This window comes from Clostridium tepidiprofundi DSM 19306 (genome assembly GCF_001594005.1).
Lineage (GTDB): Bacteria > Bacillota > Clostridia > Clostridiales > Clostridiaceae > Clostridium_AC > Clostridium_AC tepidiprofundi.
Genome location: NZ_LTBA01000004.1, coordinates 1 through 24742, shown reverse-complemented (window position 1 = coordinate 24742; position 24742 = coordinate 1). Strand labels below are relative to the sequence as shown.

At 31.3% G+C, this 24742-nt stretch carries 27 protein-coding genes; 21 read left to right on the top strand and 6 right to left on the bottom strand.

Going from position 1 to position 24742, the window contains the following annotated elements:
* From mnhG to CLTEP_RS03335, 11 genes are all read left to right on the top strand, one after another.
* Positions 1–318, top strand: a complete 318-nt coding sequence (gene mnhG / locus CLTEP_RS03385) for a monovalent cation/H(+) antiporter subunit G (protein WP_066822651.1) — start codon at positions 1–3, stop codon at positions 316–318.
* Positions 318–572 carry a hydrogenase subunit MbhD domain-containing protein gene (locus CLTEP_RS03380; protein ID WP_066822648.1) on the top strand — a complete coding sequence of 85 codons (255 nt, stop codon included), beginning with the start codon at positions 318–320 and terminating at the stop codon, positions 570–572. The genes mnhG and CLTEP_RS03380 overlap by 1 nt, the downstream gene beginning before the upstream one ends.
* Before the next feature lie 93 nt (positions 573–665).
* On the top strand, positions 666–1427 hold the full coding sequence (locus CLTEP_RS03375) for an MnhB domain-containing protein (RefSeq protein ID WP_066822645.1): 762 nt from the start codon (positions 666–668) through the stop codon (positions 1425–1427).
* Positions 1414–1785 (top strand): sodium:proton antiporter, encoded by a 372-nt coding sequence (locus CLTEP_RS03370; RefSeq protein WP_242863858.1) that lies wholly within the window; start codon positions 1414–1416, stop codon positions 1783–1785. The genes CLTEP_RS03375 and CLTEP_RS03370 overlap by 14 nt, the downstream gene beginning before the upstream one ends.
* On the top strand, positions 1778–3247 hold the full coding sequence (locus tag CLTEP_RS03365; protein WP_066822642.1) for a complex I subunit 5 family protein: 1470 nt from the start codon (positions 1778–1780) through the stop codon (positions 3245–3247). Before CLTEP_RS03370 ends, CLTEP_RS03365 begins: the two co-directional genes overlap by 8 nt.
* A gap of 4 nt (positions 3248–3251) precedes the next feature.
* On the top strand, positions 3252–5135 hold the full coding sequence (locus CLTEP_RS03360; RefSeq protein WP_242863857.1) for a proton-conducting transporter transmembrane domain-containing protein: 1884 nt from the start codon (positions 3252–3254) through the stop codon (positions 5133–5135).
* Complete coding sequence (locus tag CLTEP_RS03355; RefSeq protein WP_066822639.1) at positions 5132–6016, top strand: respiratory chain complex I subunit 1 family protein; 885 nt, start codon at positions 5132–5134, stop codon at positions 6014–6016. The genes CLTEP_RS03360 and CLTEP_RS03355 overlap by 4 nt, the downstream gene beginning before the upstream one ends.
* 10 nt (positions 6017–6026) lie before the next feature.
* Entirely contained in the window at positions 6027–6653 is a 627-nt protein-coding gene (locus tag CLTEP_RS03350) for an NADH-quinone oxidoreductase subunit B (RefSeq protein WP_066822637.1), read from the top strand.
* A gap of 1 nt (position 6654) precedes the next feature.
* Complete coding sequence (locus CLTEP_RS03345) at positions 6655–7137, top strand: NADH-quinone oxidoreductase subunit C (protein ID WP_066822635.1); 483 nt, start codon at positions 6655–6657, stop codon at positions 7135–7137.
* Positions 7137–8282, top strand: a complete 1146-nt coding sequence (locus CLTEP_RS03340) for an NADH-quinone oxidoreductase subunit D (RefSeq protein WP_066822633.1) — start codon at positions 7137–7139, stop codon at positions 8280–8282. Before CLTEP_RS03345 ends, CLTEP_RS03340 begins: the two co-directional genes overlap by 1 nt.
* A 10-nt stretch (positions 8283–8292) precedes the next feature.
* Entirely contained in the window at positions 8293–8784 is a 492-nt protein-coding gene (locus tag CLTEP_RS03335) for a 4Fe-4S binding protein (RefSeq protein ID WP_066822631.1), read from the top strand.
* Between the two features lie 118 nt (positions 8785–8902).
* Here the strand turns inward: CLTEP_RS03335 and CLTEP_RS03330 are convergent, their stop codons facing one another.
* Positions 8903–10129, bottom strand: a complete 1227-nt coding sequence (locus CLTEP_RS03330) for a 6-phosphofructokinase (RefSeq protein WP_066822628.1) — start codon at positions 10127–10129, stop codon at positions 8903–8905.
* Between the two features lie 212 nt (positions 10130–10341).
* On the opposite strand from CLTEP_RS03330, the gene lpdA reads away from it, so the two are divergent.
* The 10 genes from lpdA (at position 10342) to CLTEP_RS03280 (ending at position 17943) form a co-directional block, all read left to right on the top strand.
* Entirely contained in the window at positions 10342–11745 is a 1404-nt protein-coding gene (gene lpdA, locus CLTEP_RS03325) for a dihydrolipoyl dehydrogenase (RefSeq protein ID WP_066822625.1), read from the top strand.
* A 133-nt stretch (positions 11746–11878) separates the two neighbouring features.
* A complete protein-coding gene (locus CLTEP_RS03320; protein WP_066822622.1) occupies positions 11879–12253 on the top strand; it encodes a hypothetical protein in 375 nt (124 codons plus the stop codon).
* Between the two features lie 2 nt (positions 12254–12255).
* Complete coding sequence (locus CLTEP_RS03315) at positions 12256–12540, top strand: 4Fe-4S dicluster domain-containing protein (RefSeq protein ID WP_066822619.1); 285 nt, start codon at positions 12256–12258, stop codon at positions 12538–12540.
* 1 nt (position 12541) lies between these two features.
* Positions 12542–13399: a putative zinc-binding protein gene (locus CLTEP_RS03310; protein WP_066822609.1), complete on the top strand. Its 858-nt coding sequence runs from the start codon at positions 12542–12544 to the stop codon at positions 13397–13399.
* Positions 13392–13793 carry a putative zinc-binding protein gene (locus tag CLTEP_RS03305; RefSeq protein ID WP_153016270.1) on the top strand — a complete coding sequence of 134 codons (402 nt, stop codon included), beginning with the start codon at positions 13392–13394 and terminating at the stop codon, positions 13791–13793. Before CLTEP_RS03310 ends, CLTEP_RS03305 begins: the two co-directional genes overlap by 8 nt.
* A 3-nt stretch (positions 13794–13796) precedes the next feature.
* A complete protein-coding gene (locus CLTEP_RS03300) occupies positions 13797–14270 on the top strand; it encodes a putative zinc-binding protein (RefSeq protein WP_066822603.1) in 474 nt (157 codons plus the stop codon).
* A gap of 255 nt (positions 14271–14525) precedes the next feature.
* The gene (lplA, locus tag CLTEP_RS03295; protein WP_066822601.1) at positions 14526–15506 is read left to right on the top strand and encodes a lipoate--protein ligase; all 981 of its coding nucleotides are present in this window, start codon (positions 14526–14528) and stop codon (positions 15504–15506) included.
* A 14-nt stretch (positions 15507–15520) separates the two neighbouring features.
* Positions 15521–16006 (top strand): permease, encoded by a 486-nt coding sequence (locus tag CLTEP_RS03290; RefSeq protein WP_066822598.1) that lies wholly within the window; start codon positions 15521–15523, stop codon positions 16004–16006.
* Positions 16003–16539: a permease gene (locus CLTEP_RS03285; RefSeq protein ID WP_066822595.1), complete on the top strand. Its 537-nt coding sequence runs from the start codon at positions 16003–16005 to the stop codon at positions 16537–16539. The genes CLTEP_RS03290 and CLTEP_RS03285 overlap by 4 nt, the downstream gene beginning before the upstream one ends.
* A gap of 822 nt (positions 16540–17361) precedes the next feature.
* Positions 17362–17943 carry a hypothetical protein gene (locus CLTEP_RS03280; protein WP_153016269.1) on the top strand — a complete coding sequence of 194 codons (582 nt, stop codon included), beginning with the start codon at positions 17362–17364 and terminating at the stop codon, positions 17941–17943.
* Positions 17944–18537: 594 nt separating this feature from the next.
* On the opposite strand, the gene CLTEP_RS03275 is transcribed toward CLTEP_RS03280, so the two are convergent.
* From CLTEP_RS03275 to CLTEP_RS03255, 5 genes are all read right to left on the bottom strand, one after another.
* Positions 18538–19677 carry an ABC transporter permease gene (locus CLTEP_RS03275; RefSeq protein ID WP_066822590.1) on the bottom strand — a complete coding sequence of 380 codons (1140 nt, stop codon included), beginning with the start codon at positions 19675–19677 and terminating at the stop codon, positions 18538–18540.
* A 1-nt stretch (position 19678) separates the two neighbouring features.
* Positions 19679–20413, bottom strand: a complete 735-nt coding sequence (locus tag CLTEP_RS03270) for an ABC transporter ATP-binding protein (protein ID WP_066822587.1) — start codon at positions 20411–20413, stop codon at positions 19679–19681.
* A gap of 615 nt (positions 20414–21028) precedes the next feature.
* Entirely contained in the window at positions 21029–22060 is a 1032-nt protein-coding gene (locus CLTEP_RS03265) for a sensor histidine kinase (RefSeq protein WP_066822578.1), read from the bottom strand.
* Entirely contained in the window at positions 22057–22734 is a 678-nt protein-coding gene (locus CLTEP_RS03260) for a response regulator transcription factor (RefSeq protein WP_201786582.1), read from the bottom strand. Before CLTEP_RS03260 ends, CLTEP_RS03265 begins: the two co-directional genes overlap by 4 nt.
* A gap of 11 nt (positions 22735–22745) precedes the next feature.
* Positions 22746–24299: an ABC transporter permease gene (locus tag CLTEP_RS03255; protein ID WP_201786581.1), complete on the bottom strand. Its 1554-nt coding sequence runs from the start codon at positions 24297–24299 to the stop codon at positions 22746–22748.
* Between the last annotated feature and the right edge of the window lie 443 nt (positions 24300–24742).

Sequence of the window (24742 nt, the reverse complement as noted above, 5' to 3'; positions counted from 1 at the left end):
ATGAACATAATTGGTTGGGTATTAGTTACAATAGGAGCTACATTCCTCTTCTTAGGAGGATTAGGTATTTACAGAATGCCTGATGTGCTTAATCAGTCACAAGCAGGTACAAAAGCTTCTACTTTGGGAATAGTTTCACTACTGATTGGACTGATATTTTTTCATCCAAGCTGGGGTTTTAAGTTATTTATAATAGCAGTATTTTTCTTATCTACCTCACCTATTGCTTCACACAATATTACAAGAGCTGCTTTAAAGAGGAAAAAAGAAGAATTTGTTTTAAATGAAAATGCTTATGAAAATAGGGGGGAAGAGTAATGTTATTTGCATTAGCATGTGCGCTATCAGTAATAATGGTAGCAGCGGCAATATGGGTTGTGATAACTCCTGATTTATTAAAAGCAATAATAGTATTTGCAATAGTTTCATTGATTGCATCTGCATTATTCTTGTTTATGCAAGCACCAGATGTTGCTATTACAGAAGCTTCAATAGGAGCGGGAATAACTACAGCAATTTTCATTTTCTCTTATAAGGCATTTTCAAAAAATAATCAGTCAAAAAATAATTAGTCAGCATGCTAGTTTATTTGACTTGTTATTTCTTTTCAAATGCCTAAGAGAAATTATCAGTAAGGAAAATTATTTTTTTGGAGGGCAGTAAGCATGAAAAATGAGAGATCATTACTTATGAATATCTTGGCGATTGCGTTTTTAGCTGTGCTTATGTATTTTGTTTACAATGTTGCAAATAGCAATGGAACTGGTATAAAGCTATTAGATAGCAATAAGGTTGAGAACAGGGTTGCAAATAGATATTTAAATAAAAATGTATTAGATAAAAATAGTAAGTATGAATGGGGCGGACAAGCAGAAGATAGTGCAGCAAATATTGTTACTTCAGTTGTAGCAGATTATAGATTATTCGATACATCACTTGAGGTAATAGTTCTTTTTGTTACAATTATGGGATTCGGACTTGTATTACCTAAAGAAAGCAGAAGAATGAAACAACCTTCTAAAATACTTTATTATTGGGCACCAATTCTTATGGTATTTATGCTTTTAGTTGGTGGATACATGTTCTTAAATGGTCATCTTTCACCGGGTGGAGGATTCCCAGCAGGTGCAATACTAAGCACTGCAATTCTTCTTGGAGTTTTAGCAGGTAAAAAGACAGTATCTAAACATACTTTAAAGGTTACAGAAGCTATTGCAGGGACATCAATATTTGCATTAGCGATTGCAGGATACTTTATTAAAGGAACTTTTTATGCGAATTTTCTTGAAGGTGGAAGAGTTGGAGATTTGTTCTCAGCAGGATTAATACCAATTCTTTATACACTTGTTGCATTTAAAGTAGCTGCAGAGCTTTCAGGAATTTATTTTGAATTTTATGAGGAGGGAAAAGAATATGACAATGCTTAATCTTTTCCTTATTTCATCATTAGCTTTGGTTTTTATAGGGCTATTTGGTGTTTTGACAAGGAAAAATATCGTAAAGATACTTCTTTCTCTTAATATCATTGAAACAGGAATCAATTTGTTATTGGTAGCTTTTGGATACAAGAATGGAGGAATAGTACCGATTTTAGGTTCACCAGATAGTATAAAAAAATTATCTTCAATGGTTGACCCAGTACCTCAGGCACTAGTTTTGACATCTATAGTAATAGGTCTAGGAACTACTGCTTTTGCTCTTGGTTTAACCATAAGATATTACAAAACTCATGGTACACTCTCTATAACTTCGAGTGAAGAAGAGGAGGTTCATACTAATGAATAGTGTTTTATTTTTGATAACTATACCTCTTATAGGAGCGTTTTTGGCACTTTTCACTAAGAAGGCAAACCGTAGCATAGCCACATTAATTGCGTTGTTTATGGAAATATTTACTATAAGCATTTATATTAGCGGAAAGCTTCCAGCATCAGTTGCAATAGGTGGATGGCCAGCTCCATATGGTATTAACTTTGTATTGACACCGCTATCAGTTGGATTTGTAATATTAATCAATTTAGCAGCAATTATTTCTCTATTGTTAATAAGAGAAGAAAAGAGTTATCAGTTTTACTCGACTTTTTTGGTATTATTAGCGGCTTCAAATGGTATTGTTCTTACAGGAGATATATTTAACTTTTATATATTTTCTGAATTAACAACATTTGCCATAACTGCTCTTATTGCTTATACAAGAGATAGAAAGAGTACAGGAGCTGCAATAAAGTACTTAATATTAGCATCTGCTTCATCTGCATTCTTGCTTATAGGAATTGGTGTGCTTTATAAAACATTAGGTACATTAAACATTGCGGATATAGCTTCAAAAGTTACTTTATTGAATTCTGCTACATTACAATTGATAATGATATTAATGTTTGCTGGTATATTCGTAGAATTAGAATTGTTCCCATTTAATATGTGGGTTCCTAAGGCATATATTGCTGCAAAAACTAGTGTTAATATAATGCTGCATGGTATGCTTGGAACAGCAGGTGCATATGTAATAACACGTATATTGCTTACAATGTTTTCAAATGGAAATGCAGTATTTATTGATGGAAACATTGCAAAAATAATCTTGATTATAGCAATGCTTACAATAATCATTAGTGAAACAGCTGCGTTTGCTGAGAGAAATATTAAAAAAGTTTTGGCTTTCTCTTCTATGGGTCAAATGGGATTAATATTGTTTGGATTTATGATAGGAAATGAACAAGCCATTAGAGGAGCATTCTATGTAGTAATTGCGAATTTCTTAGCTAAGACAGTATTGTTTATTTTGACTGGTGAATTTATGACTATTGTTAAAAGTGATAAATGGGAAGATATGAAAGGCTTAGGAAGAAAGTATCCAGTTGCAGGGGTAGCATTTATAATAGCTTCATTAAGTTTAATGGGAATGCCTTTATTTGCTGGATTCTGGGGAAAGCTTGGAATTATACAAGGAGCAATGTCTGGAAATGGTGTTATTATGACAGGGGTAGTTATTATATTGATAACTGCTGTTATTGAAGGAATTTACTTCTTAAAAATAGCTCATACTTTATTCCTTGAAAAAGATGAAAATATAGAATTTACATCAAAATTACGAGTACATTCAACTATAATTGCTGGAGTATTAGCTCTTGTTATAGTAATAATTGGTGTGCATCCAGGCTTGCTTGGAAGCAATATTGATAAAGCTTCAAATGAACTTTTAAAATCTGTTCCAAATTATGTACAGATAGTTTTCCCAGGGAGGTGATTAAATGGATAAGATGTTGATGTTATTAGTAGTACCTTTATTAGCAGCACTTCTTTCCACTTTACTAAATAAATACCACAAGGTTGTTTGGACATTGTTTGTAGTAGTATCTGGATATATCAGCTATACTTTATTTACTATGTTTGGTAATTGGGATTTGGTGTGGAGTACTAAATTAAACTTTGAGTTGTTTAACAGTAATATAACTTTAGCATTTGCAAACAATCCTTTGGGATGGTTCTTTGCATTCTTTGCTTCTGCTATAACTTTATTGATATCTCTATTCTCATTAGCTTATAATGATGAGAAACATAATAGCAAGATTACTCCAATATGGTTTATGCTTATATTTGCAAATTTAGGAATTTTCTTTGCAAAAGATTGGTTATTATTCTTTATGATGTGGGAAGTAATGGGATGGACATCTTACTTTATAGTTGCACATGGAAAGAAAATTTCAGCTAAGGCAGCTAGATTTTATCTTTCATTATCTTTGGTAGGAACATCTTCATTATTACTAGGTATTATGTTAATTGCTCAGAAAACAAAAACATTTGATATACAGACATCTATTAAAGCTATGATTGATTTATTTTCAACAAATCATAGTATGGCATTGTTTTACTTAGGATTATTTGGAATTACATTCTTTATAAAATCTGCGGTGTTCCCATTTTATATGTGGCCTTCAAAGGCTTATGCTGAGGCACCAGATGATTTTACACCTTTCTTATCAGCTGTAATGAGTAAATATGGCGTTTATGGAATTGCATTATTTATTCTGCCAATATTACAAAAGGCTAATATCCCTGCTTTAGGTAGAATTAATGGACCAGCATACTTATTAGCATGGATGGGTGCAATAACAGCTGTACTTGCAACAATACTAGCAATATTCCAAACAGATATGAAGAAGCTTTTTGCATATTCTTCAGTATCGAATATTGGATATATCGTAATGGGATTATCTACAATGAGTATTGCAGGAGTACAGGGAGCTTTATTCCATTCAGTAAACCATATGGTATTTAAGACTGCTATTTTCTTATCTCTTGCTGCTGTTATTTACAGAACAGGTGAAAGAGATATGCATAAGGTAGGTGGATTGGTTTACAGAATGCCATTAACTTTTATGACATATTTATTAGCAATTATTGCTGCTGCGGGTATACCACCACTTAATGGTTTTCCATCTAAATGGCTTATTGTACAAGCACTTATATCAAAAAGAATGTTGTTTGTTGTAATAGCAATGATATTTGCATCAACTGGAGCATTTATGTATCTATTCAGATGTTTGGCATCAGTTTTCTTAGGACAATTGCCTGATCATTTGAAAGATGTTAAAGAAGCACCGGTATTTATGGCAATTCCTATGGTTATACTAATGATATTGATGCTTGCAATTGGTGTTATACCAGGAATAGTATTAAAGCCTTTGAATACTGTACTTGCTGCTTTAGGATATAAAGTATCCGTAGCTTCATGGACTACACTTCATAGTTCATTATCAAATTCAGATGTAAACATTACTGTTTTATTTGGAATATTTGTTGCTGGATTTGTAGTATCTGCTATATTGTATATTATTTCTGGAAAGCAAACTAAGGTTGCTCAAGAAGATAATTATACAGCAGGTGAAGAGCCCCTAGACTGGGGTACTACTCCAGATAGATTCAATTTTTCTTATGGTTTCTATCAACCATTTAAAGAAATCTTTAATCCTTTGCTTGATAAGATATCATTTGATAGATGGATGAGTGCATTTGGTAGAAATGTTGAGAGAGTAAGTTGTGCTTTAAGTAGTTTATATACAAAAGGTGAGGGTGCGGTTCTTATGTTTTGTATAGGTGTAGTACTCTTTATAGTTGGAGGGTGGTTAGTATGATGACAGTGCTTAATATTTTCTTATATGCAGTGGCTTCTATATTGATTGGACTTATATTTATGGGTATTGGGAGGAAGGTTTCAGCCCGTGTGCATTTAAGATACGGCCCTCCTTTTTATCAGTCTATTATGGATGTAATAAAACTTTTAAGTCGTAAATCAATTACTCATAATTTTGTTATGGATCTAGGTATGGTAATGTCCCTTGCGGGATTGATTGGTACAATGTTATATGTCCCTATTGCTTCGCATACAGCTTTTCAATCAAATACTAATATAGTAGTAATTATGTATTTAATGAGTATAGGATATTTAGGAATGGCAATGGCTGTTGCAGCGAGTGGAAATCCAAATGCTACAATTGGGGTTTCTCGTGCTTTGACTATGATGCTAGGTTTTGAAGTACCATTCTTTACAGTTGTGTTAGGATTAATAATATTTAATCATTCATCATCAGTTGCAGTTATTGCAGCTTCACAATCTGGTTCAATTTGGAATTGGAATATATGGCATATGCCTATTGGGTATTTAGCGGCGGAAATTGCACTTCAAGCTATGCTTGGTGAGAAGCCATTTGACGCAATGATAGCACCAGCTGAAATAGCATCAGGTCCTATGGTTGAGTTATCAGGTAAATATTTAGGACTTGCGTTTTTGACACATGCAGTATCTATTTTTGTTGAGACTGGATTGATTGTTAATTTCTTCTTTGGAGGCGGAGCAAATCCTATTGACTTTGTATTTAAACAGTTAATTGTATATCTTGTTGCTGTTGTGTTTGATAATGTATTTCCAAGATATAAAATTGAACAAGCGGTTAAATTCTTATGGATATTTCCAATGGCACTTGCAGTAATACAATTACTTTTAATAGTATTTTAAGGAGGAGCCTATGTTAGAACTAAATTTAAATCAAGATAATCAAAAAATACAAGATAATCAAAAATTGTGGGATAAAGCTATTAACTTTTTCAGAAAACGTTCTTTATGGATGCTTCACTATTGTACAGGATGTGGAGCTATGGAATTACCTCCAACAATGACGTCAAGATGGGACGTTGAAAGATTTGGGGTAGGTCCTATGGCTACTCCAAGACAGGCTGATATACTATTAGTTACTGGATATGTGTCCACTAAAACATTGAAAAGAATAATTAGAACATATGAGCAAATGCCAGAGCCCAAATGGGTATTAGCATTTGGTTCATGTGCAATTAATGGAGGAATGTATTGGGATTCTTACAATACAATAACTAATGTAGGTGAATACATACCAGTTGATATATCATTAGCTGGATGTATGCCAAGGCCAGAGGCTGTATTGGATAGTTTGCTTAAATTAATGGATATGATTCAGCGTGGTGAAGCAAAAGCTTATAAAAAATACAAAGAGAATTATGCTTATTACAAAGCAAATCAAGATAGAATATTCAAAAATGCTGAACCTGTTTTGGAAAGTGCTAAATTAAAGTTTGAATACAAAGAGCAAAATTCCAGTGAGATGGGAGTTGAAAAGTAGAATGTTAACAATAGAAGAGTTGATAAAAAAGCTTGAAAATAGAGGTTTAGAAACGTATAAAATTTGTGATGGTGAAATAAAAGTTACTGTTTCAAAAGATGAACTTCTTAATCATCTTCAGTACCTCCAATCCATTGGATTTGAACATCTTGCAAATATAAATGGTGTAGACTATATAGATGAAAATGAATTTGAGGTTGTTTATCACACATACTCATACACTCATAAAATTCATATTATAAATAAAGTTAGAATTCCAAGAGAAAAACCCTTAATTTCAACTGTGGTTGGATTATGGGAGCAAGCACAATTTTATGAACAAGAAGTTCATGAATTCTTTGGTATAGTGTTTGAAGGGAATAAGGATTTATCGGGATTATTCCTTGAAAATTGGAGAGATCTTCCGCCACTTAGAAAAGATTTTGATACTGAAGCATTTTCAGAGAAACTCTATGGTTCAAAGAGGAATGGAGGTGCTAAATAATGAATTTTGATTCTTATACACTAACTAAGATAGCTAAAAAGGATAGAGCTACTGTTTATGATTTATTCTTTGGTCCTAATCACCCTGGTATGCATGGTAACTTTGGATACGTTTTTGAAATGATTGGAACTGAAATATCAAATGTAAGACCTAATGCTGGTCATTTGCATAGAGGATTCGAAAAAATAATGGAACAAAGACCGTGGCTTCACAATATTACATTAGTTCCAAGAATTTGCGTTATGGATCCTGATCCTAATGAAGTTGCTTATTGTATGGCTATTGAAAAGATTATGGGAGTTGAAATACCTGAAAGAGCAAAATATTTGCGTACAATTACTCTCGAAATGAGCAGATTGACAGCTTTTTTAATAGGTATAGGTGGAGCTGGTGCTTCTCTAGGTCTTTATACAATTATGTATTGGACAATGGCGGATCGTGATAAAATACTCGATATGTTTGAATGGATAACAGGTGGACGTGTATATCACATATACAATATTCCTGGTGGAGTAAGAAGAGATGCACCAGAAGGATTCTTTGAAAAATTAAGTGATGTTCTAGATTATTTAGAATCAAGATTACCAGAATATGATAGATTGTTATTTGAAAATCCAATAATTCATAAAAGATTAAAAGGAATGGGATATGTATCTAAAGAAGATGCTGCAAGAACTGGTCTCAGTGGACCAAACTTAAAAGCTTCTGGAAATCCATATGATGTTCGTAAGGATACACCATATGCTGCATATCCATATTTGGATTTTGATGTTATAACTCAAGAAGGTGGAGATGCTTTAGCTAGGGTTATGCAAGTTAGAATGGAATACGAACAGAGTATTAACATAATAAGACAATGTATTAAACAAATACCTGAAGGTGAGGTAAGACTTAATCTTGGAAATTTAAATATGCTAAAGGTTCCTGAAGGTGAAGCTTATGCAAAAGTAGAATCATCTAAGGGTGAATTTGGATATTATGTTGTTTCGAAAGGCGAGCCTAAACCATACAGAGTATCTGTTAGAGGACCATCGCTTCCAGCAGGATTCCTTTGGGCTCAAAAACATCTACCAACAATGAAAATAGATGATGTTGCAGCGTGGATGAGTGCATTTGGAATATGTCCACCTGACTTTGATAAATAGGAGGGGTAATATGGCATTAGGTGAAAAGAGTGTAAGCTCTCCACTTTCAGCTTTTAAAAATCTTTTTAAAAAACCTGTAACTGTGCGTTATCCTAAAGAAGAATTAAAAGTATTTCCTAATAAAGATGGAGTTTCTCCAAGATACAGAGGTATGCACACAAATGAACTTAGCAAATGTATAGGATGTGGAAGCTGTGCAAGGGTATGTCCAGTAAATGCAATTGTAATGGAATTACCAGAAGGAAAAGAAGATATCAGAAAAGAATACAGACCTGTTATAGATTACGGTAGATGCTGTTTCTGTGCATTCTGTGTTGATATGTGTCCAACTGGTTCATTAAAGATGTCAAGAGATTATATTTATACTGTATCAGCACCACAGTCACTAACTGATGGTGAAGAAGTTGAATATGTAATTGATAAATTCATAGTACAGCCAACAGAAGAACATGGCGATAACATTGGATATGCTACAGGAAAGAAACAAAAAGTACTAGGATAAAACAAAAAAATAAATACCCCTGGGGTGGTTTTAGATTACCCCAGGGGTATTTATTTTTTTAAAAACACCCCTGGGGTAATCAACACCCCAGGGGTACATTTACCCCTGGGGTACTATTTTATAGTAAATCCTCTAATTTAACGTACTTAGGAAGTCCGTTTTCAATTTTGATTTTAGATGTTCCACTGATTAATGGTAAAGCATAATTTACTGCATCAATAGTTACATTATTTCCTTCTTTGTTAACCCATTCTCTTGGGAAGTATTTAATGGAATTTGCAACTTTTGAAGTATGAAGCGAGAATGTTTCAGAAACATATGGTGAATCGGAAACTCTCTTAATACCAATCATATAACCATTTTCACCATCAATAGAATATTCAAGTGCTGCTTCTCCTACTTTAAATGATTCATCTATATCTGTTTGTGAAGCACAATGCATAGCACATCTTTGAGAAGTTGACAGTTCAACAGCTCTTGCTTTTGATACTACTCCACTGTTTAAAAGAATTTGCTTAATATAATTTCCAACTCCTCCTAATTGAACATGACCAAATATATCTTTGCTTGTTTCAGCAGAAAGTTCACTTAAGAATTTACCATCTTCATTTTTAATTCCTTCTGATACTACTATGAAAACATTATTTTGAGTCGCTAGTTTCTTTGATACATCTTTTATAAATTGTTCTTCATCAAAAATAATTTCAGGTAGATAAATGAAATCAGCAACTTGCTTATTATTAACTCTAGCTAAAGCTGCACTTGCAGCAAGCCAACCAGTATCTCTTCCCATTGCTTCTAGAATGAAAGCACTTTTTTTAGCGTAAACAGTAGCATCAAAGTAATTTTCAAGCACTGTTGTTGCAATATATTTTGCTGCACTTCCGAAGCCAGGAGTATGATCCATCACAGGTAAATCATTATCAATTGTTTTTGGAATACCTATGAACTTTATGTCTTCTCCTTTTTCCTTTACATAATTACTTAACTTATGCACTGTATCCATAGAATCATTTCCACCAATGTAGAAGAATGTTTCTATTTCAAATTCTTTTAATATTTGAAATAATTTTTGATACTCTTGATCATTTTCGGTAGCATCTTTAAGTTTATATCTACAAGAACCAAGACCAGCAGCAGGAGTATATTTCATATTTTCAATTTCTTCATACGATAGAACTGATAAGTCTACTAGATTCTTATTTAGTATACCTTCAACTCCATTTATTCCAGCATAAACTTTATCATAATATTTTAACTCTTTATTCTTTGATACAACTCCCATAGCACTAGCATTGATTACAGAAGTAGGACCTCCTGATTGAGCGATAACGCAATTTCTCATTAATATTCTCCTCTCGTTTTAAAATACAAAGTTACTATCTAAAATTATAATATACTTGAAGCTAGTTCTCAAGCACCCCAGGGGTGTAAAATATGGAAATTATTTTTAGAGAAATGTATTGACTATTTTGTAAATTAGTATTATAGTTGAATTAAATACTAATATACACATGTGAGTATATAATGATATAGTAGCGATATTATTTATAGGAGATGATATTTGTGGAAGAAGGTATCAAAGTCGATATTGCAATACTTGGAGGTGGTCCTGCAGGATATGTCGCTGCAATTGAAGCAGCACATTTAGGAGCAAGTGTTGCACTTGTTGAAGAAAGAGAAATAGGAGGAACTTGTCTTAATAGAGGATGTATTCCCACAAAAGCATTGCTTAGAACAACAGAAATATCAAATTTAATACAAAAATCTAAAGAATTTTCAATAGATTCGGTATTGAAGAATATAAACTGGAATTTAGCTGGTATCAGAAAAAACAGAGTTGTCAAAAATCTCAGAATGGGATTAGAACATTTGATGAAGAAAAATAATGTTCAAATAATAAATGGTAAGGGCAGAATAATTAGTTCAACAGAAGTAGTAGTTGAAACGGATGATAATAATATATATATCAAATGTAAAAAATTAATAATTACAACGGGTTCTAAGCCTTTAGTTCCAGAAATTTTCGACGTTAAATTTGATAATGTTTTAACGAGTGATGAAGCATTAGAATTAGAAGAGATACCATCTAATATAGTTATAATTGGTGCTGGTGCAATAGGTTTGGAGTTTGCAACAATGTTTAATTATGCAGGATCAAGAGTTAACGTAATTGAAGCTATGGAAAATGTACTTCCATTGGAAGACAAAGAAATAACGAATGAACTCATTAAGATTATGAAGAGACAAGGCATTAAATTCAAATTGAGTACTAAAGTAAAACAAATACGAAAAAATAATGATGTATTAGAAGTGGTTATTGATGAAAATAATACAGAAAAAATAATACAGACTGAAATGATATTGGTTGCTGTTGGAAGAAAATTAAATAGTATATCAAGAGATATTGTAGAATTAGGGATTAAAGTTGATAAGGGTAAAATTGTTGTTAATGAACACATGGAAACAAACATTGAGGGAGTTTATGCTGCTGGAGATGTTATTGGAGGAAAGCTTTTGGCACATATTGCATTTGCAGAAGGAAAATGTGCAGTAAGAAATGCTTTAGGAATCAACTGTAAAGTTAATTATAGTGCAGTACCTTCTTGTGTTTATACAAATCCAGAAGTAGCATCAGTTGGCATGAATGAAGAAAGTGCAAATGAAAAAGGTATTGATATAAGTGTTGGTAGATTTAATTTTAGAAATAATGGTAGGGCATTATGTCTTGGTGAGAGAGAAGGATTTGTTAAAGTAATTGTAGATAAAAATACAAATATTATTCTTGGAGCTCAGATTTTAGGTGCTAATGCTTCTGAAATGATATCAGAATTGACTTTAGCTGTTAGTTTAGGTGTGAAAGCAGAATTAATTGCTGATATGATTCATCCACATCCAACATTAAGTGAAGCTATTATGGAGGCATGTGGTGATGCTGTCGGCAAGGCAATTCATAAATAATTGATAAGGCACATTTAAATGAATAATAGGTCAATATACTAGTCGCATTTTTAACTTGTTATTCATATTCATATGCCTAATTCTTTGCATATGCAAAGTTTTGATAAAAATAAATATATTGGGAGGAATAATTATGGAACAAAAACAATTACCAGGTTTTATTATGTGTGTTTGTACAGGTAAATGTCCAGGTTTTCAAGCCATGGATATATGGGATTTTATCAATCAAGTAAGGGTTGAATTACCTGTGGAGTATGGTTTTATTCATCCACAGTTATGTGAAGAAGATGGTGATAGATTTTTAGCAGATTTCTTAAAATCCCACAGAAAATTAGTTATAGGTGCATGTGCACCAAATATGCAAAAGAAAATGTTTAGACAGGCTTTTAAAGATGCTGGTTTAGATATAGAAAAAGATGCAGTTATGTTGGATATAAGAGATATGACTAATGAACAAGCGTTTAAAGTAGTTGAAGAAGCATTAGAAAAATTAGGTTTGGAGGTATAGATATGAGTGAAGAAACTTTTATGGGAGTTCCTAGAGATACTATTGATTGGAGTCCGAGAATTGATTATGATAAATGCAATTATTGTATGGAGTGCGTAAAATTTTGTCCTCATAATGTTTATGGAATAGTTGAGAATGAAGATAAAAAGCTAATAATTAAAAATCCTAACAATTGTGTTGTATTTTGTAGGGCTTGTGGAAAAGCATGTGGTTTAGATGCTATAACATTTCCTAATAAAGCTGAAGTAACTAAGAAAATAAAACAAACAAGAAAGGATATGAAATAGTATGAGTAAAAAATATTCTATTCTTCCATGCAATGGACTTGACAAGTGTGCAGGCTGTGTTTCAAGGGAAATAGCTATTAAAATAAGTGAGCAATCTGAAAGTGAAATAATTTGTCCAGTTTTATATAGAGTGGCTGATGCAAGATATAATAAAATAGCAGAAGAAAATCCATTGTTAGTAATTGATGGATGTGCCACTAGATGTGCAAGTAAATTAGCAGCAGAAAAAGGATTAAAAGTGGCTAAAAAAATTAATGTTACAGAGGAAGCAAAAAATAAAAACATTAGCATAAATAAAGATTTAAGAATAGGTTCAGAAGAAAGTAAATTGATTGATTTATTAACAGAAGAAATTTTAAAAGGGGAAGAAAAGAATGAAAATAAGGAACAAAGCAATGTAAGCTTTCCTGAAAATATTGAGTATGAGATTTATAAGAAGGATAAATTTATATTTAGAGTTCCTAAGGAAGGCTTTTATTTCAATGAAAATGATTGTTGGGTTTATATAGTTGGAAATATTGCTAGAATTGGTGTAACAGATTATGTACAACAAAGTCTTTCTGATATTATGTTTTTTAATCCACCAGCATTTGATAGTGAAGTGGAACAGTTTGGAGAACTTGGAACAATAGAATCTGGAAAAGCAGTATTTGAAATTGTTTCTCCAGTTTCAGGTAAAGTTATATCTATAAATGATGATATAATATCAGCACCTGAATTAATAAATGAAAATCCTTATGAAAAAGGATGGATTGCTGAAGTTGAACTTACAAATATTGATGAAGATAGAGATTTCTTGTTGAATTTTGATGAATATTTTGAAATATTGAAGAGAAAGGTGGATGAGTTCCATGTCTAATAAAGTTAAGGTTATTCCATGTAGTGGCATGGGAAAGGTATTTGGACTTGCTTCTAGGGAAGCCGCCTTAAAGGTAGTAACAGAGTTATGTGTAGAACAGGCTGAAACTATGTGTCTTGCATATTTGGTTACTGGTGATGATGAAGCTAAGGAACAGATAAAAGGATGTAATTGTATAACAATAGATGGATGTCCAAAAATGTGTTCTGCTAAAAATGTATCAGAAGCGGGTGGTATTGTTAAACAAAAATATAGAGTTGTAGATACATTTAGAAAGCATAGAGGGGCACAGGCAGGGACTGCAACTTCACTTACTGATGAAGGATGGCAGATAGTAGATGAATTAGCAGATGAAATCGCTGAAAAAGTAAAGGAATTGAGTGAGGAGGAATAATCAATGGGTAGTAACAAATTTAAGATTGGTGTAGTATCCTGCAGTGGTGAAAACTGCCTAGGAGGTACAATATCAAGACTTGCAACAAGAAAGATGCTTGATGAAATAAGACCAGATGAAACAATAACAATTTGCTTACCTCTTTTCTTAGCTGGAGGAGAGGAAGAGAGAGGATTTGCTGAGGCTTATCCAACAATTGCAGTTGATGGATGCGATAAGTGTTGTGCAAAAATAGCAACTGAAAAATACAGTGGAAAAGTAAGTGATACTGTTGTTATTTCTGATATTATTGGTAAAGATGTTGCAGAAGGAGATATATTATCAACACGTAATTTAACAGAAGAGCATAAAGAAATGGTGGATAAAGTAGCAAAAGAAATAAGAATAAAGTTTGAGAAAATATACAATGATTATATTAAAAAGCAATCAATGAATTTACTCAATAATACTGATAATAAATCAGGTGGATGTGGCTGAGGATGCGATTCGTAGAAAAACTGCTGGTTAGTAGTTAACGTAACTATTTTTTACTGATTTTACAAGATTCCAATTTTTGTAAGTGGGAGATTGAAATTTTTGCTTCTGGTGGAGTAGAGTCTCCGCCAGAAGTTTCGATGTTTTGCTTTAGCAAAACGAGTTCATTGAACAGTAATCAATTTGAAAATTTTTGTTGGTTGATTACTGTTTAATATTTGAATTAATATTAAATTAATATGATATGCGAGGTGCAGTATGCTTTGTTTATATAATGATAACACTAATCCTTATTTTAATTTAGCTTTAGAAGAGTATATATTGAAGGAATTCGAAGATGATTGCTTTATGCTTTGGAGGAATTCACCATGTATAGTTGTTGGGAAAAATCAAAATACCCTATCAGAAATTAATTTAGAATATGTGAATAAGAATAGCATACCTGTAGTTAGAAGGCTTTCAGGTGGCGGAGCTGTTTTTCATGATTTGGGAAATTTAAATTTTACTTTTATAATTAATGATAATGGCGATAGTTTTAATAATTATAGAAAATTCACAGAACCCATTATAGAGGTGCTGCAAAAGCTTAATGTTAATGCAGAACTATCTGGAAGAAATGATTTGGTCATAGATGGTAAGAAATTTTCGGGAAATGCTCAGGTTAAATACAAAAATAGAATTTTGCATCACGGTACATTGCTTTTTTCAGCGAATGTTTCAGATATATCTTCCGCACTTATATCAAAGCCTATTAAATTCGAGGATAAAAGTGTAAAATCAATAAGTAGCCGTGTTACAAATATAAGTGAACATATTAATAAACCTTTAGATATTTTAGAATTTAAAGATTTAATTATGAATAATATAATGGAGAAGCATAATGAATTCACTTTTTATTCTTTATCAGGAAATGATGTGAATAAAGTTAATAGATTAGTCTACGAAAAATATAGTACATGGGAGTGGAATTTTGGAGAATCCCCACAGTATAATTTTAGGAATCAAATGAGATTTTCAGGGGGACTTGTTGAAGTCAATATAATTGTAGATAAGGGAATATTAAAGAATATCAAAATATATGGTGATTTTTTTAGTAAATGTGATATAGCAGATATAGAAAATGCCCTTGTTAATGTTAAACATAATAAAGATGACATAAAAAAAGTACTTTCTAAATTTAATATAGAAGATTATTTTTCAAATATTTCTTTAAATGATTTAATAAACATATTTTTTTAAGGAGTTGTTTAAGTTTGACTACGTACATTTTATATGGAATTACTATTGTACTTCTCATTCTCTCTTTTTATAAGGATAGAAAGAAGACAAAAAAGGCTTTAAAAAAGTCTTGGAAAGCATTTGAAAATATTTTACCAGAGTTTTTGGGAGTGATTATGCTCGTTGGACTGCTCTTAGCGATTTTAAATCCACAGGTTATTTCTAAAGTTATTGGAAATGAATCTGGGTGGTTTGGAGTAATAATTTCTGCTGTAGTAGGGGCTATTACTTTAATTCCTGGATTTGTTGCTTTCCCAACAGCGGCTATGCTTCTTCAAAGAGGAGCAGGGTACATGCAAATTGCTGCTTTTGTATCTACTTTGATGATGGTGGGTATAGTTACAATGCCAGTTGAAATCAAGTATTTTGGTAAAAAAGTTACTGTATTAAGAAATATATTGGCATTCTTATTTTCATTTGTTATAGCATTTATTATAGGAAAGGTGGTAGGTGGTATATGAAAAAATTACTAAAAAGATATAGTTTTTTTATAATTACAATTATAGTAACTATTGTTGTCATCTTGCTTAATAAAAGCATTGGAGTGAAGGCACTAGAGATATCCACATATAGTCTTAAGGAAATGGCTTTGGTTATACCACCTATATTTTTACTTTTAGGACTTTTAGATGTATGGGTTCCAAGGGAAACCATGATAAAATACATGGGAGAAAATTCAGGACTTAAAGGTATAATATTATCTATAATACTTGGTTCAGCGGCAGCAGGACCTCTTTATGGTGCATTTCCAGTAGCAGCAGTTTTTATGAAAAAGGGAGTTAAATTTAGCAATATACTTATATTTATTGGTGCATGGTCAACAACTAAAATACCTATGTTTTTGTTTGAACTATCTGCACTAGGCAGAAAATTTGCATTTACAAGATTATTGATCGATATACCTGTTATTATTTTTATAGCATTTATTTTAAATTCAACGATATCAAAAGATAAAAAAGATGAAATTTATAGAAAGGCAGAAAACATAGCATAGAATTACTAATTTCCAACAAAAACACAAACTCTCCTAATTACTGGGGCGATTGGCGACTTTGTTTTAGTCTCCAGTCTCCAGTCTCCAATCTCCAGTCTCTAGTACGGAGTTGACATCTGTATACCAGCATCTGTTTACAGGTACTAGGAGGAAAGTAAGTGGACTAGTTTGCTAGAGGGTTAGACGGCTAGTACAAATTTGCAACTTGAAAAATAGTATCTTATTAGGTGCTAGGACTTAAATCAAGTTTGCTAGATGCCTAGACCGCTAGTCTGCTAGTACAGATTTACAACTTGAAAACTACTATCTATTTAAGAACAAAGTTCTAAGTGCTAATTTTCATCAAAGTAACAATCTGCTTTGGCGACTGGTTACTGGTAATTAGCGACTTTATTTTAGTCTCCGATCTCCAGTTTCCACTCTCTAGTACGGAGTTGATATCTGTATACCAGCATCTGTTTACAGGTACTAGGAGCGGAAAGTACTAGGAGAGGAAAGAAGGTACTAGGAGGAAAGTAAGTGGACTAGTTTGCTAGAGGGCTAGATTGCTAGTACAAATTTGTGACTTGAGAACTAGCATCTTATTAGGTACTAGGTGCTAGGAGGAAGGAAAAGGTACTAGGGAATGAGAGCAAGTTTAACCTGTTGCATTAATTGATTTTAAAGTTCAGTAGCAACAGTAGTATAAATTCAAGGTACTCTTAATGGGCGTAATTTGAATTATTTAGATAATTTTAGCAGGAAAATAAAATTTTTTGTCGAATATATAGTAATTATATGGTAGCTAGTGTTATAGGTAATGTTATGCTTGGAGGTAATGTTATGCTTGAAGGTAATGTTATGCTTGAAAGGAAAAAATTTAACAAATATTGCAAAATGTATTCAGAACACTTTAATGCAAAAAAAGTTGAATATGAAACTATTAATTATGAAGACTTAATAAAAAAAATATATATAAGGTACGAGAAGAAAACAGAAGAAGAAAGAGAGATAGAAGAACTAATATTAAAAGATAAAATACATGAATATAATTATATGAAAGTAGATTTCACTGTTTATAAAGTTATGTTATTATCATTTTTAAGTGGTATAACGATTGAACCTTTTAAAAAGTATATAAACGATGGTAAGAGCATGTGGTTTGAAATGTTTTTATATTATTTTTTATTTTTCGGTTGGTTCACTATATGGCAGATGTTTGATGATTTGGGGTCTAAAAAGGGAAAAACTACTCTTGCTGGGTTTTACAACTTGTGTTTCGAAATTTTAGAAAAAGTTAAAAATAAAGATTTGAAATCTAATAAGAAAAATATTAAAAATAAAATTATAATTGAATATGAACTTAAACTTAAAGAAATAGATATTGAAGTTGTAAACAATGAAAATAATAAGGATACTCAGTAAGTGGGTGTCTTTTTTATTGATTCCATAAGAATGGATACCGCATTAGCAATTTTAAATTACTAACGCGGTATCTACTTGCATATTTCAATTGAGAACTAAATGATTTCTCTTAGTTTTTTAAGTACCGTTTCCTTCATCCTAACTGCAATAATACCTAAATATTGCAATTAAAAGCGACTATCTTCTAAAATATAGAACATTGCTATCAGCTACCTTTTCTGCGGTTCTAGCAATAAAAATTACATTTCAGTTTATGCAAGGGAACAGATACATTATACAAACTAGAAGTGAAGTGAACAATCTTTGTCATTATTTTCATAAACATTACTTTTTTCTATGCTTTTTTATAAACAACCCCGAAGATACACCGATTAAACCACATGCAATTATAATTACTATAGAAATGTATTTTTCCATATTTCACCCTCCCATTATAATATGATAGTGTAAAGTATCTACACTATCTATAATACTGATATTTCCAGATAAAGAAGTTTCGTACCCTTGTAATCTGAGTAGTTCACATATTAAATGTTAGCTAAAAAACTCATTAACTTTGCTCTAGCTATATTAAGTGATTATTTGAAGTAACATTTAATTCTTAAAAAATAAAATTCTTTCATTATTAAAAATTCGCACTAAGCTCACAACAAAAATTGATACTATAAATATATTTGTCATGATTATTAACAATACTTTCTTTAAAGAGAATATTGAGAAAATACTCATCTGTATCAAATCATAAAAGTTAATTATAGGTATAAAATCAAGCCAATAAATTACTTTGCTATAAATATTTAATGCTCTTAAATCACTAGCAAAAACTAAAGTTAATGGTATGACTAAAAGCAAAGGAACATAGACAAGAAACACTTGTGCTTGCTTGGAACTTTTAGAAGCAAACCCCAATAGCAGCTGAAACAAAGAAAATACTATAGCAAAACCAAAAAGAACTAAAGCCAATATAGGTATTTTACTAAATAAATTTATGTCTACTTTCAAGAATACCTGAAATAACAATGCAAACCCAGTATATAGCGGTAAAAATATAGCAATAGTGATAAGGTAACATGATGCAAAATTTGAAATCCACTTTCCTAGCACTATTTGAAAACTTTTTACAGGTGAAATAAGTAATATTTCTAAAGTTCCTGATAATTTTTCCTTTGTTGTTAAATAGTATGCATTAGAATTATTTATTCTCATAACTAGCAACATAATAACATAAGCACATATCGTAGCTATTGATTTAAGTACTATCGTTGAATAATCCTTTTTTACAACTATGGAATCTATGTGGACATTGGCCAAATTTATGTTAGGAGTAATAGCTAACCGAGTAACTCTTACAATATTATCTTTTATGATTTTAATATAAGGATCGTCCTTATTACTTTCATTCTCAATAAATGTTATATTTTGATTAGAATCATCCCAAATAACTCCCAATTTAAAATTATTTACTTTTACCTCTTTAACAATGTCATCTTTTGACTTTTCAACTATTGTATATGAATCTGGTAAGCCTTTTAACATATTTTTTAATGAAACACTATTTACCGCAAGTGTAATCTTTTCATTTTGATTTTTATTCTTTATAACTGCTCCAGAAATACCTGAAATGCTTCCTATCACAATAATTATAATTAATGGAAACAATATATTGAGAACAAGATTTTTTTTATCTCTAAGCAATTCCTTAATTTCTTTCAGTGCAATATGAAAATATGGCATTTTATATCATCCTTTTTATATTATTTTGAATTTCAACATAAACCTGTTCAAAATTTTTTTTATCATATTTTAATTTTAAATTATCAACAGTATCATTCTCATATATCTTACCCTTATTCATAATTATTACCTTATCACACAAATTCTCAATATCTTCAGCTATATGTGATGTAATAATAAGAGTTTTCCCTCTTTTCTTTAGTTCAATAGTATATTCACGTATCTGTTTTCTTGAAACAATATCTAATCCACTAGTAGGTTCATCCATTAGCACCACTTGGGGATCCATAATTAATGCTCTAATAAAGGAAATCTTTTGCTTCATTCCTTTAGAGTATGTTTCTACTCGTTTGTTTTCAAAGTCCACATTTAAACTTTTGTACATATCCTTAGCTCTCGCAAGAGCAATATCTTTGCTTATACCAAATAATCTTGCAAAGAATAAAATATTTTCTTCACCTGTTAACTGCTCGTACAATCGAGGAGTTTCAAATACAAATCCTATTAGTTTTTTAACTTCGTTAGGTTGTTTTACAGTATCAAAGCCTCCAATTTTAATGCTCCCCTTGTTTGGTCGATACAACGTAGCTAGTAATTTCATAGTAGTTGACTTACCAGCACCATTATTTCCAATCAGACCAAGTATAGTATTTTTTTCTACTTTGAAACTAACATCATTTACACTATAAAAATTATTTGTTTCATACTTTTTTGAGACATGTTTTAACTCAATCATAAAAGCTTCCTCTCATTATAATAATTTTTCGGAATTACCCGAGCATATTGTTCCAAGGGTTCAATTAAAATACATTTGTTCACTCAAAACACGTTTTATAATTTTCTTACTTTTCTTCTTAAAAATGATATAATAATTATTTTGAAAGTTTTAACGTTAAGTCCAATATAAGACTCAAATACAAAAAAATAAAAAGAAAAAACTTACAAAAATATTATACCATATGATAACTCTATTAACAATTTCTTAAATTTTGAAATTAAATTTATACTTAGCAATTAGCGTACAATTACGACTTCACTGCAATTAAGCAATCTTAATAGTATCTTTTTCGATTCAAACACTATCAAATTTTGTGCATTCTTTCTTTTTGAATTAGTACATCTGCAGAGTTGCCTCTTGTTTTTTATTGAACTTGCATTCAAATGCTTACAAATGCTGAAAACAAGCTGTTTCAAAGATGCCAGATGTTTTAATAGAATTGTAGGCATGTGTTTTTTATGGGGAAAAGAAGAAGCAAAGAGCAATGGGCAACTTTAGTAAAAGATTTAATAAATAAATTTATGTTTTTGCGCAATAATCATAAATTTTTCCTTGATACTTGAATATCAAAGTTCACACTTCCTCAACTATGGGGAATAGTAATTGAATTACAAAATTTTTTCCATACTCAGACTCAACTTCAATTTCAATTTGTAATTCATCGCATAATTTCTTTACAAGATATAGTCCTATTCCAGTGGATTTGCTTCGTTCAGAATTATCTCCTGTAAATCCTTTATCAAAGATGAAAGGAAGATCAGATGCCAACACCCCAATACCATTATCAGAAATCCTTAAATAATACCTTTTCTTTACACTATCAAGACCAGTTTTTAACCAAATAAAGCTTTGGATTTCTTTATTGGAATATTTCACTGAATTAACGAATATTTGTGTAAAAATAAACTGAAGCGCCTTCTTATCCGACACAATTGGAACATCTTCCATATGAGAAATAACTTTAACTTCATTTTCTTCAAGTAATGCTTCAAGTTCCAACAGTACATCTTCACAACAAAGATTTAATGAAACTCTCTCTAAACGATAATCAACATGTGATGCCTGTAATCTTGCATAAAATAATATCCGTTCAACATTATCACTGATATCAATTCTTGCATGCTCAAGTCTTTGATATACCAGCTTCGACATTTCTTCTTTACGATTTTCCAAAACAAAGGTTGCTAAAGAAATAGGTGTTTTTATTTCATGAACCCAACTTTCAATAAACTCTTCATAATTTAAGGATTGGAGTTTTGCATCATTTAATTGATCATTTTGCATTCGTAATTTATTGGCTAAATATTTCACTTCTTCTTTATACAAATTACCCATAGATTCTATCAATCTGCATTCATGCTCCGTTGAAGGATCTCGAAGAAAATCATAGAATACTTTACTTTGTTTTTCCTTGTTTTTAGAAATAAATAGCATACCAAATACAATACTAGTTACAGAAAAAATAATCATGATACCAACCAAAAGTCCAAATGTTTTTGGATATGCTAACCAAGCCATAAAAATGAAAAAAACATCATTTATGCAAAGAAGTAGTATCCAAGGATGTGATTCACTCAAAATATTAAGCCAATCTCTTGACTTCATTCACAGTCACCACCTTTTAATTGATAACCAATTCCTCTTACCGTTTTGATTCGATCACACAATCCAACCTTATCAAGTGTCTTGCGTAATCTGGTCATATTTACTTGTAATATATTCTCATCAACATAGTTACTGCTTCCCCACAACAGGCTAAAAAATTCCTCTTTTTTTACTATAGAAGGAGCAGCTTTCACCAAAGCTTTAATAATAATTCCTTCATTCTCCGATAATGAAATAGACTTCTCACCAACATATAATACATTTGCATTCTCATCTAACTTAAAGTCACCAGCATCTAATAAAACATGCATATTTGCATATAGATAAATCAACTTTTTAATTCTAGCAATTAGACGTTTAGGATGGCATGGCTTCGTTAAATAGTCATCTGCACCTAAATCTAATGCATGTAATTCATCACGAAGTTGATTACGTGAAGTCAGTACTAAAATAGGGCATATTCCTCTGGCTTTAAGTGCACGACAAATGTCAAATCCAGAAAGTTTGGGCAAATTCAAATCTAATACAATTAGTGAAGGAGAAGTCGACGCAATGTCTTCCAAAACATTATCAAAAGAAGAGATACACTCTACAGAGTATCCCTGTTTCTCTAATATATTTTGTATCTCTTCACGTAGAAAAACGTCGTCCTCAATAATGACTATCTTTTTCACACTTTCACCGCCTATTCAACTTCTTTTAATTTCTTGATTTCTTCATCACTCTTTCTCTGAATCATCCATATATAACAAAGTTCAAAAACTATAAAAACAATAAGTGTAATTACTACCATCAAAGTAATGGTGTTGATATTTAAATTCGATGTCCTTGGAATTCTCAGAAAAGATCCTAACATGGACCAAATACCAAAAATAGAACTAATCAATGCTATAGAAATTACTAAACCAAAATACCACCAAATTTGTATTCTTGCTGACGAACACAGAGATTTAACACTTGCTCCTAACATAGATAAAGTTACATACCTATGTCTTGTACTTCTTTGCTGCATAAGAAACTTTAAGCCTAACACCGTATTTCCAATGATAAGGAACATTACTCCTAAATAAAGTGTAATGTAACTTCCTGCAACTATATAAAACAACTGTCTTCCCATGCTGGCAAGATAACTTTCATATTTTAAATCAGATGTACTAAGCAATTCATCTACTTGTTGCATTGCTTGCATTAAACCTTTTTCACGAACAAAATCAGAATCTAAAATCATATTCCAAAGTAATGATTCTTTCGAATCTCCAATCAATCTATTATACATGTCATCAGGAACAATCAAGCCATAAGAAATAGTAATAGCTCGATCTGCAACAAGATTGCTTGTATATAGTGTTGATTTCAATATATATTGTTTTTTATCAATGCTAATTGTTGAATTACATTCTAATGCCTTCCTCAATAAATCATGGGAGTATGAAAATTCCTCATTAGAATACATAGCAACTTCACTATCTCCTAATACAATGGGAGATTTATTAGTAAATTTAAGCAGTGTATTATAACTGGAAAGAGAAATTAAATAAGGAGTATATAAATTTCTTAGTAAATTTTCTTTTTCTTTTGAATTTTTTTCTCTGGAAATGGATTTTTTTAATCCTCCCCAAGAAAAAGTATGTGAGGTAGTATTTTCAGACATCTCTCCACAACACGCCTCAAAATTACTTAGTTTCATAGGATAATAACCCTCCACATAAGGTTTTAATTTACTAGATTCCAGTACAGAAACAATTTCTTTCTTTGATCCTTCAAATGTAAAATCTACAGTTCTGGCAGATGATCCCCCTCGAGCTAAACTTGTAGAAATACCATAAGCAAAACAAAGCATTGCCAAAAGAATTAACAATGATGATATAGCAAGCGAACTCCATTGATGCAAAACATTCTCTTGAAGTTGTCTTCCCGTAAATGTAAATAATCCCGTAGAAGAACTACTTTTGCGTCTTATCCATCTTCCAATCAAACTTCCCAATCCACAAAATAGCATAAAAGTTCCACTGATACCAACAAATAATATTAACGCAAACATTCGAACACCAAGATTACGCAAATATAAAATTGCCAATATATAAGCTGTGCATAAAAAAACTGCTCCAAGAAGTAAACTAACCCAGCCCCATGTAGACGAAAGAATTTTTTGCACTTTTTCCTTCTGTTCATTTAGCAAATTTACAGGTTCTTTCTTGCTCATCTTCAAGCTAAGAATAAACACAGCTAATAGTTGCACAATAATGAAACCAAAAACAGTTAATGCTAGGCCATCCCAGGAGATATGAAACCTATGACCAATAATTCCTATTCCAATTAGTCTAGAAGTTGTTAGGGACATTAAAATAAATAACAAGTCAATTTTATAAATAAATATACAGAGATTTCGCATCAAAATTCCAGTTGAAAATTTGTTTTTACTAAAATTTATTTTTTTTACATTTACTTAAATAACTGGGAAGCCTGCAAACCGATAGGCCTTAAAAATAGTTACACCTCCCCCTACCCCAAGAAATTTTAATGATTAATTTCCAGTTTTGTTTTTAAATTATGTCTTAGCAAATATTGGATTAATCCAGTCTTCTTCTATAGTAAATCTTTCATCTCTTATATCTTCAATAATATCTATTTGTAACATTCGTTTTTTTCTAAAACCTCTAATACATCTAAAGAAATATAATT

What these genes read in the sequence shown, in the direction of transcription:
- CLTEP_RS03375 (WP_066822645.1), top strand. Translation starts at nt 666, where the DNA reads ATGAAAAATGAGAGATCATTACTTATGAATATCTTGGCGATTGCGTTT.
- CLTEP_RS03315 (WP_066822619.1), top strand. Translation starts at nt 12,256, where the DNA reads ATGAGTGAAGAAACTTTTATGGGAGTTCCTAGAGATACTATTGATTGG.
- mnhG (WP_066822651.1), top strand. Translation starts at nt 1, where the DNA reads ATGAACATAATTGGTTGGGTATTAGTTACAATAGGAGCTACATTCCTC.
- CLTEP_RS03310 (WP_066822609.1), top strand. Translation starts at nt 12,542, where the DNA reads ATGAGTAAAAAATATTCTATTCTTCCATGCAATGGACTTGACAAGTGT.
- CLTEP_RS03320 (WP_066822622.1), top strand. Translation starts at nt 11,879, where the DNA reads ATGGAACAAAAACAATTACCAGGTTTTATTATGTGTGTTTGTACAGGT.
- CLTEP_RS03300 (WP_066822603.1), top strand. Translation starts at nt 13,797, where the DNA reads ATGGGTAGTAACAAATTTAAGATTGGTGTAGTATCCTGCAGTGGTGAA.
- CLTEP_RS03365 (WP_066822642.1), top strand. Translation starts at nt 1,778, where the DNA reads ATGAATAGTGTTTTATTTTTGATAACTATACCTCTTATAGGAGCGTTT.
- CLTEP_RS03360 (WP_242863857.1), top strand. Translation starts at nt 3,252, where the DNA reads ATGGATAAGATGTTGATGTTATTAGTAGTACCTTTATTAGCAGCACTT.
- lpdA (WP_066822625.1), top strand. Translation starts at nt 10,342, where the DNA reads ATGATATTTGTGGAAGAAGGTATCAAAGTCGATATTGCAATACTTGGA.
- CLTEP_RS03335 (WP_066822631.1), top strand. Translation starts at nt 8,293, where the DNA reads ATGGCATTAGGTGAAAAGAGTGTAAGCTCTCCACTTTCAGCTTTTAAA.
- CLTEP_RS03345 (WP_066822635.1), top strand. Translation starts at nt 6,655, where the DNA reads ATGTTAACAATAGAAGAGTTGATAAAAAAGCTTGAAAATAGAGGTTTA.
- CLTEP_RS03330 (WP_066822628.1), bottom strand. Translation starts at nt 10,129, where the DNA reads ATGAGAAATTGCGTTATCGCTCAATCAGGAGGTCCTACTTCTGTAATC.
- lplA (WP_066822601.1), top strand. Translation starts at nt 14,526, where the DNA reads ATGCTTTGTTTATATAATGATAACACTAATCCTTATTTTAATTTAGCT.
- CLTEP_RS03285 (WP_066822595.1), top strand. Translation starts at nt 16,003, where the DNA reads ATGAAAAAATTACTAAAAAGATATAGTTTTTTTATAATTACAATTATA.
- CLTEP_RS03265 (WP_066822578.1), bottom strand. Translation starts at nt 22,060, where the DNA reads ATGAAGTCAAGAGATTGGCTTAATATTTTGAGTGAATCACATCCTTGG.
- CLTEP_RS03270 (WP_066822587.1), bottom strand. Translation starts at nt 20,413, where the DNA reads ATGATTGAGTTAAAACATGTCTCAAAAAAGTATGAAACAAATAATTTT.
- CLTEP_RS03350 (WP_066822637.1), top strand. Translation starts at nt 6,027, where the DNA reads ATGTTAGAACTAAATTTAAATCAAGATAATCAAAAAATACAAGATAAT.
- CLTEP_RS03305 (WP_153016270.1), top strand. Translation starts at nt 13,392, where the DNA reads ATGTCTAATAAAGTTAAGGTTATTCCATGTAGTGGCATGGGAAAGGTA.
- CLTEP_RS03340 (WP_066822633.1), top strand. Translation starts at nt 7,137, where the DNA reads ATGAATTTTGATTCTTATACACTAACTAAGATAGCTAAAAAGGATAGA.
- CLTEP_RS03275 (WP_066822590.1), bottom strand. Translation starts at nt 19,677, where the DNA reads ATGCCATATTTTCATATTGCACTGAAAGAAATTAAGGAATTGCTTAGA.
- CLTEP_RS03370 (WP_242863858.1), top strand. Translation starts at nt 1,414, where the DNA reads ATGACAATGCTTAATCTTTTCCTTATTTCATCATTAGCTTTGGTTTTT.
- CLTEP_RS03280 (WP_153016269.1), top strand. Translation starts at nt 17,362, where the DNA reads ATGCTTGAAGGTAATGTTATGCTTGAAAGGAAAAAATTTAACAAATAT.
- CLTEP_RS03380 (WP_066822648.1), top strand. Translation starts at nt 318, where the DNA reads ATGTTATTTGCATTAGCATGTGCGCTATCAGTAATAATGGTAGCAGCG.
- CLTEP_RS03355 (WP_066822639.1), top strand. Translation starts at nt 5,132, where the DNA reads ATGATGACAGTGCTTAATATTTTCTTATATGCAGTGGCTTCTATATTG.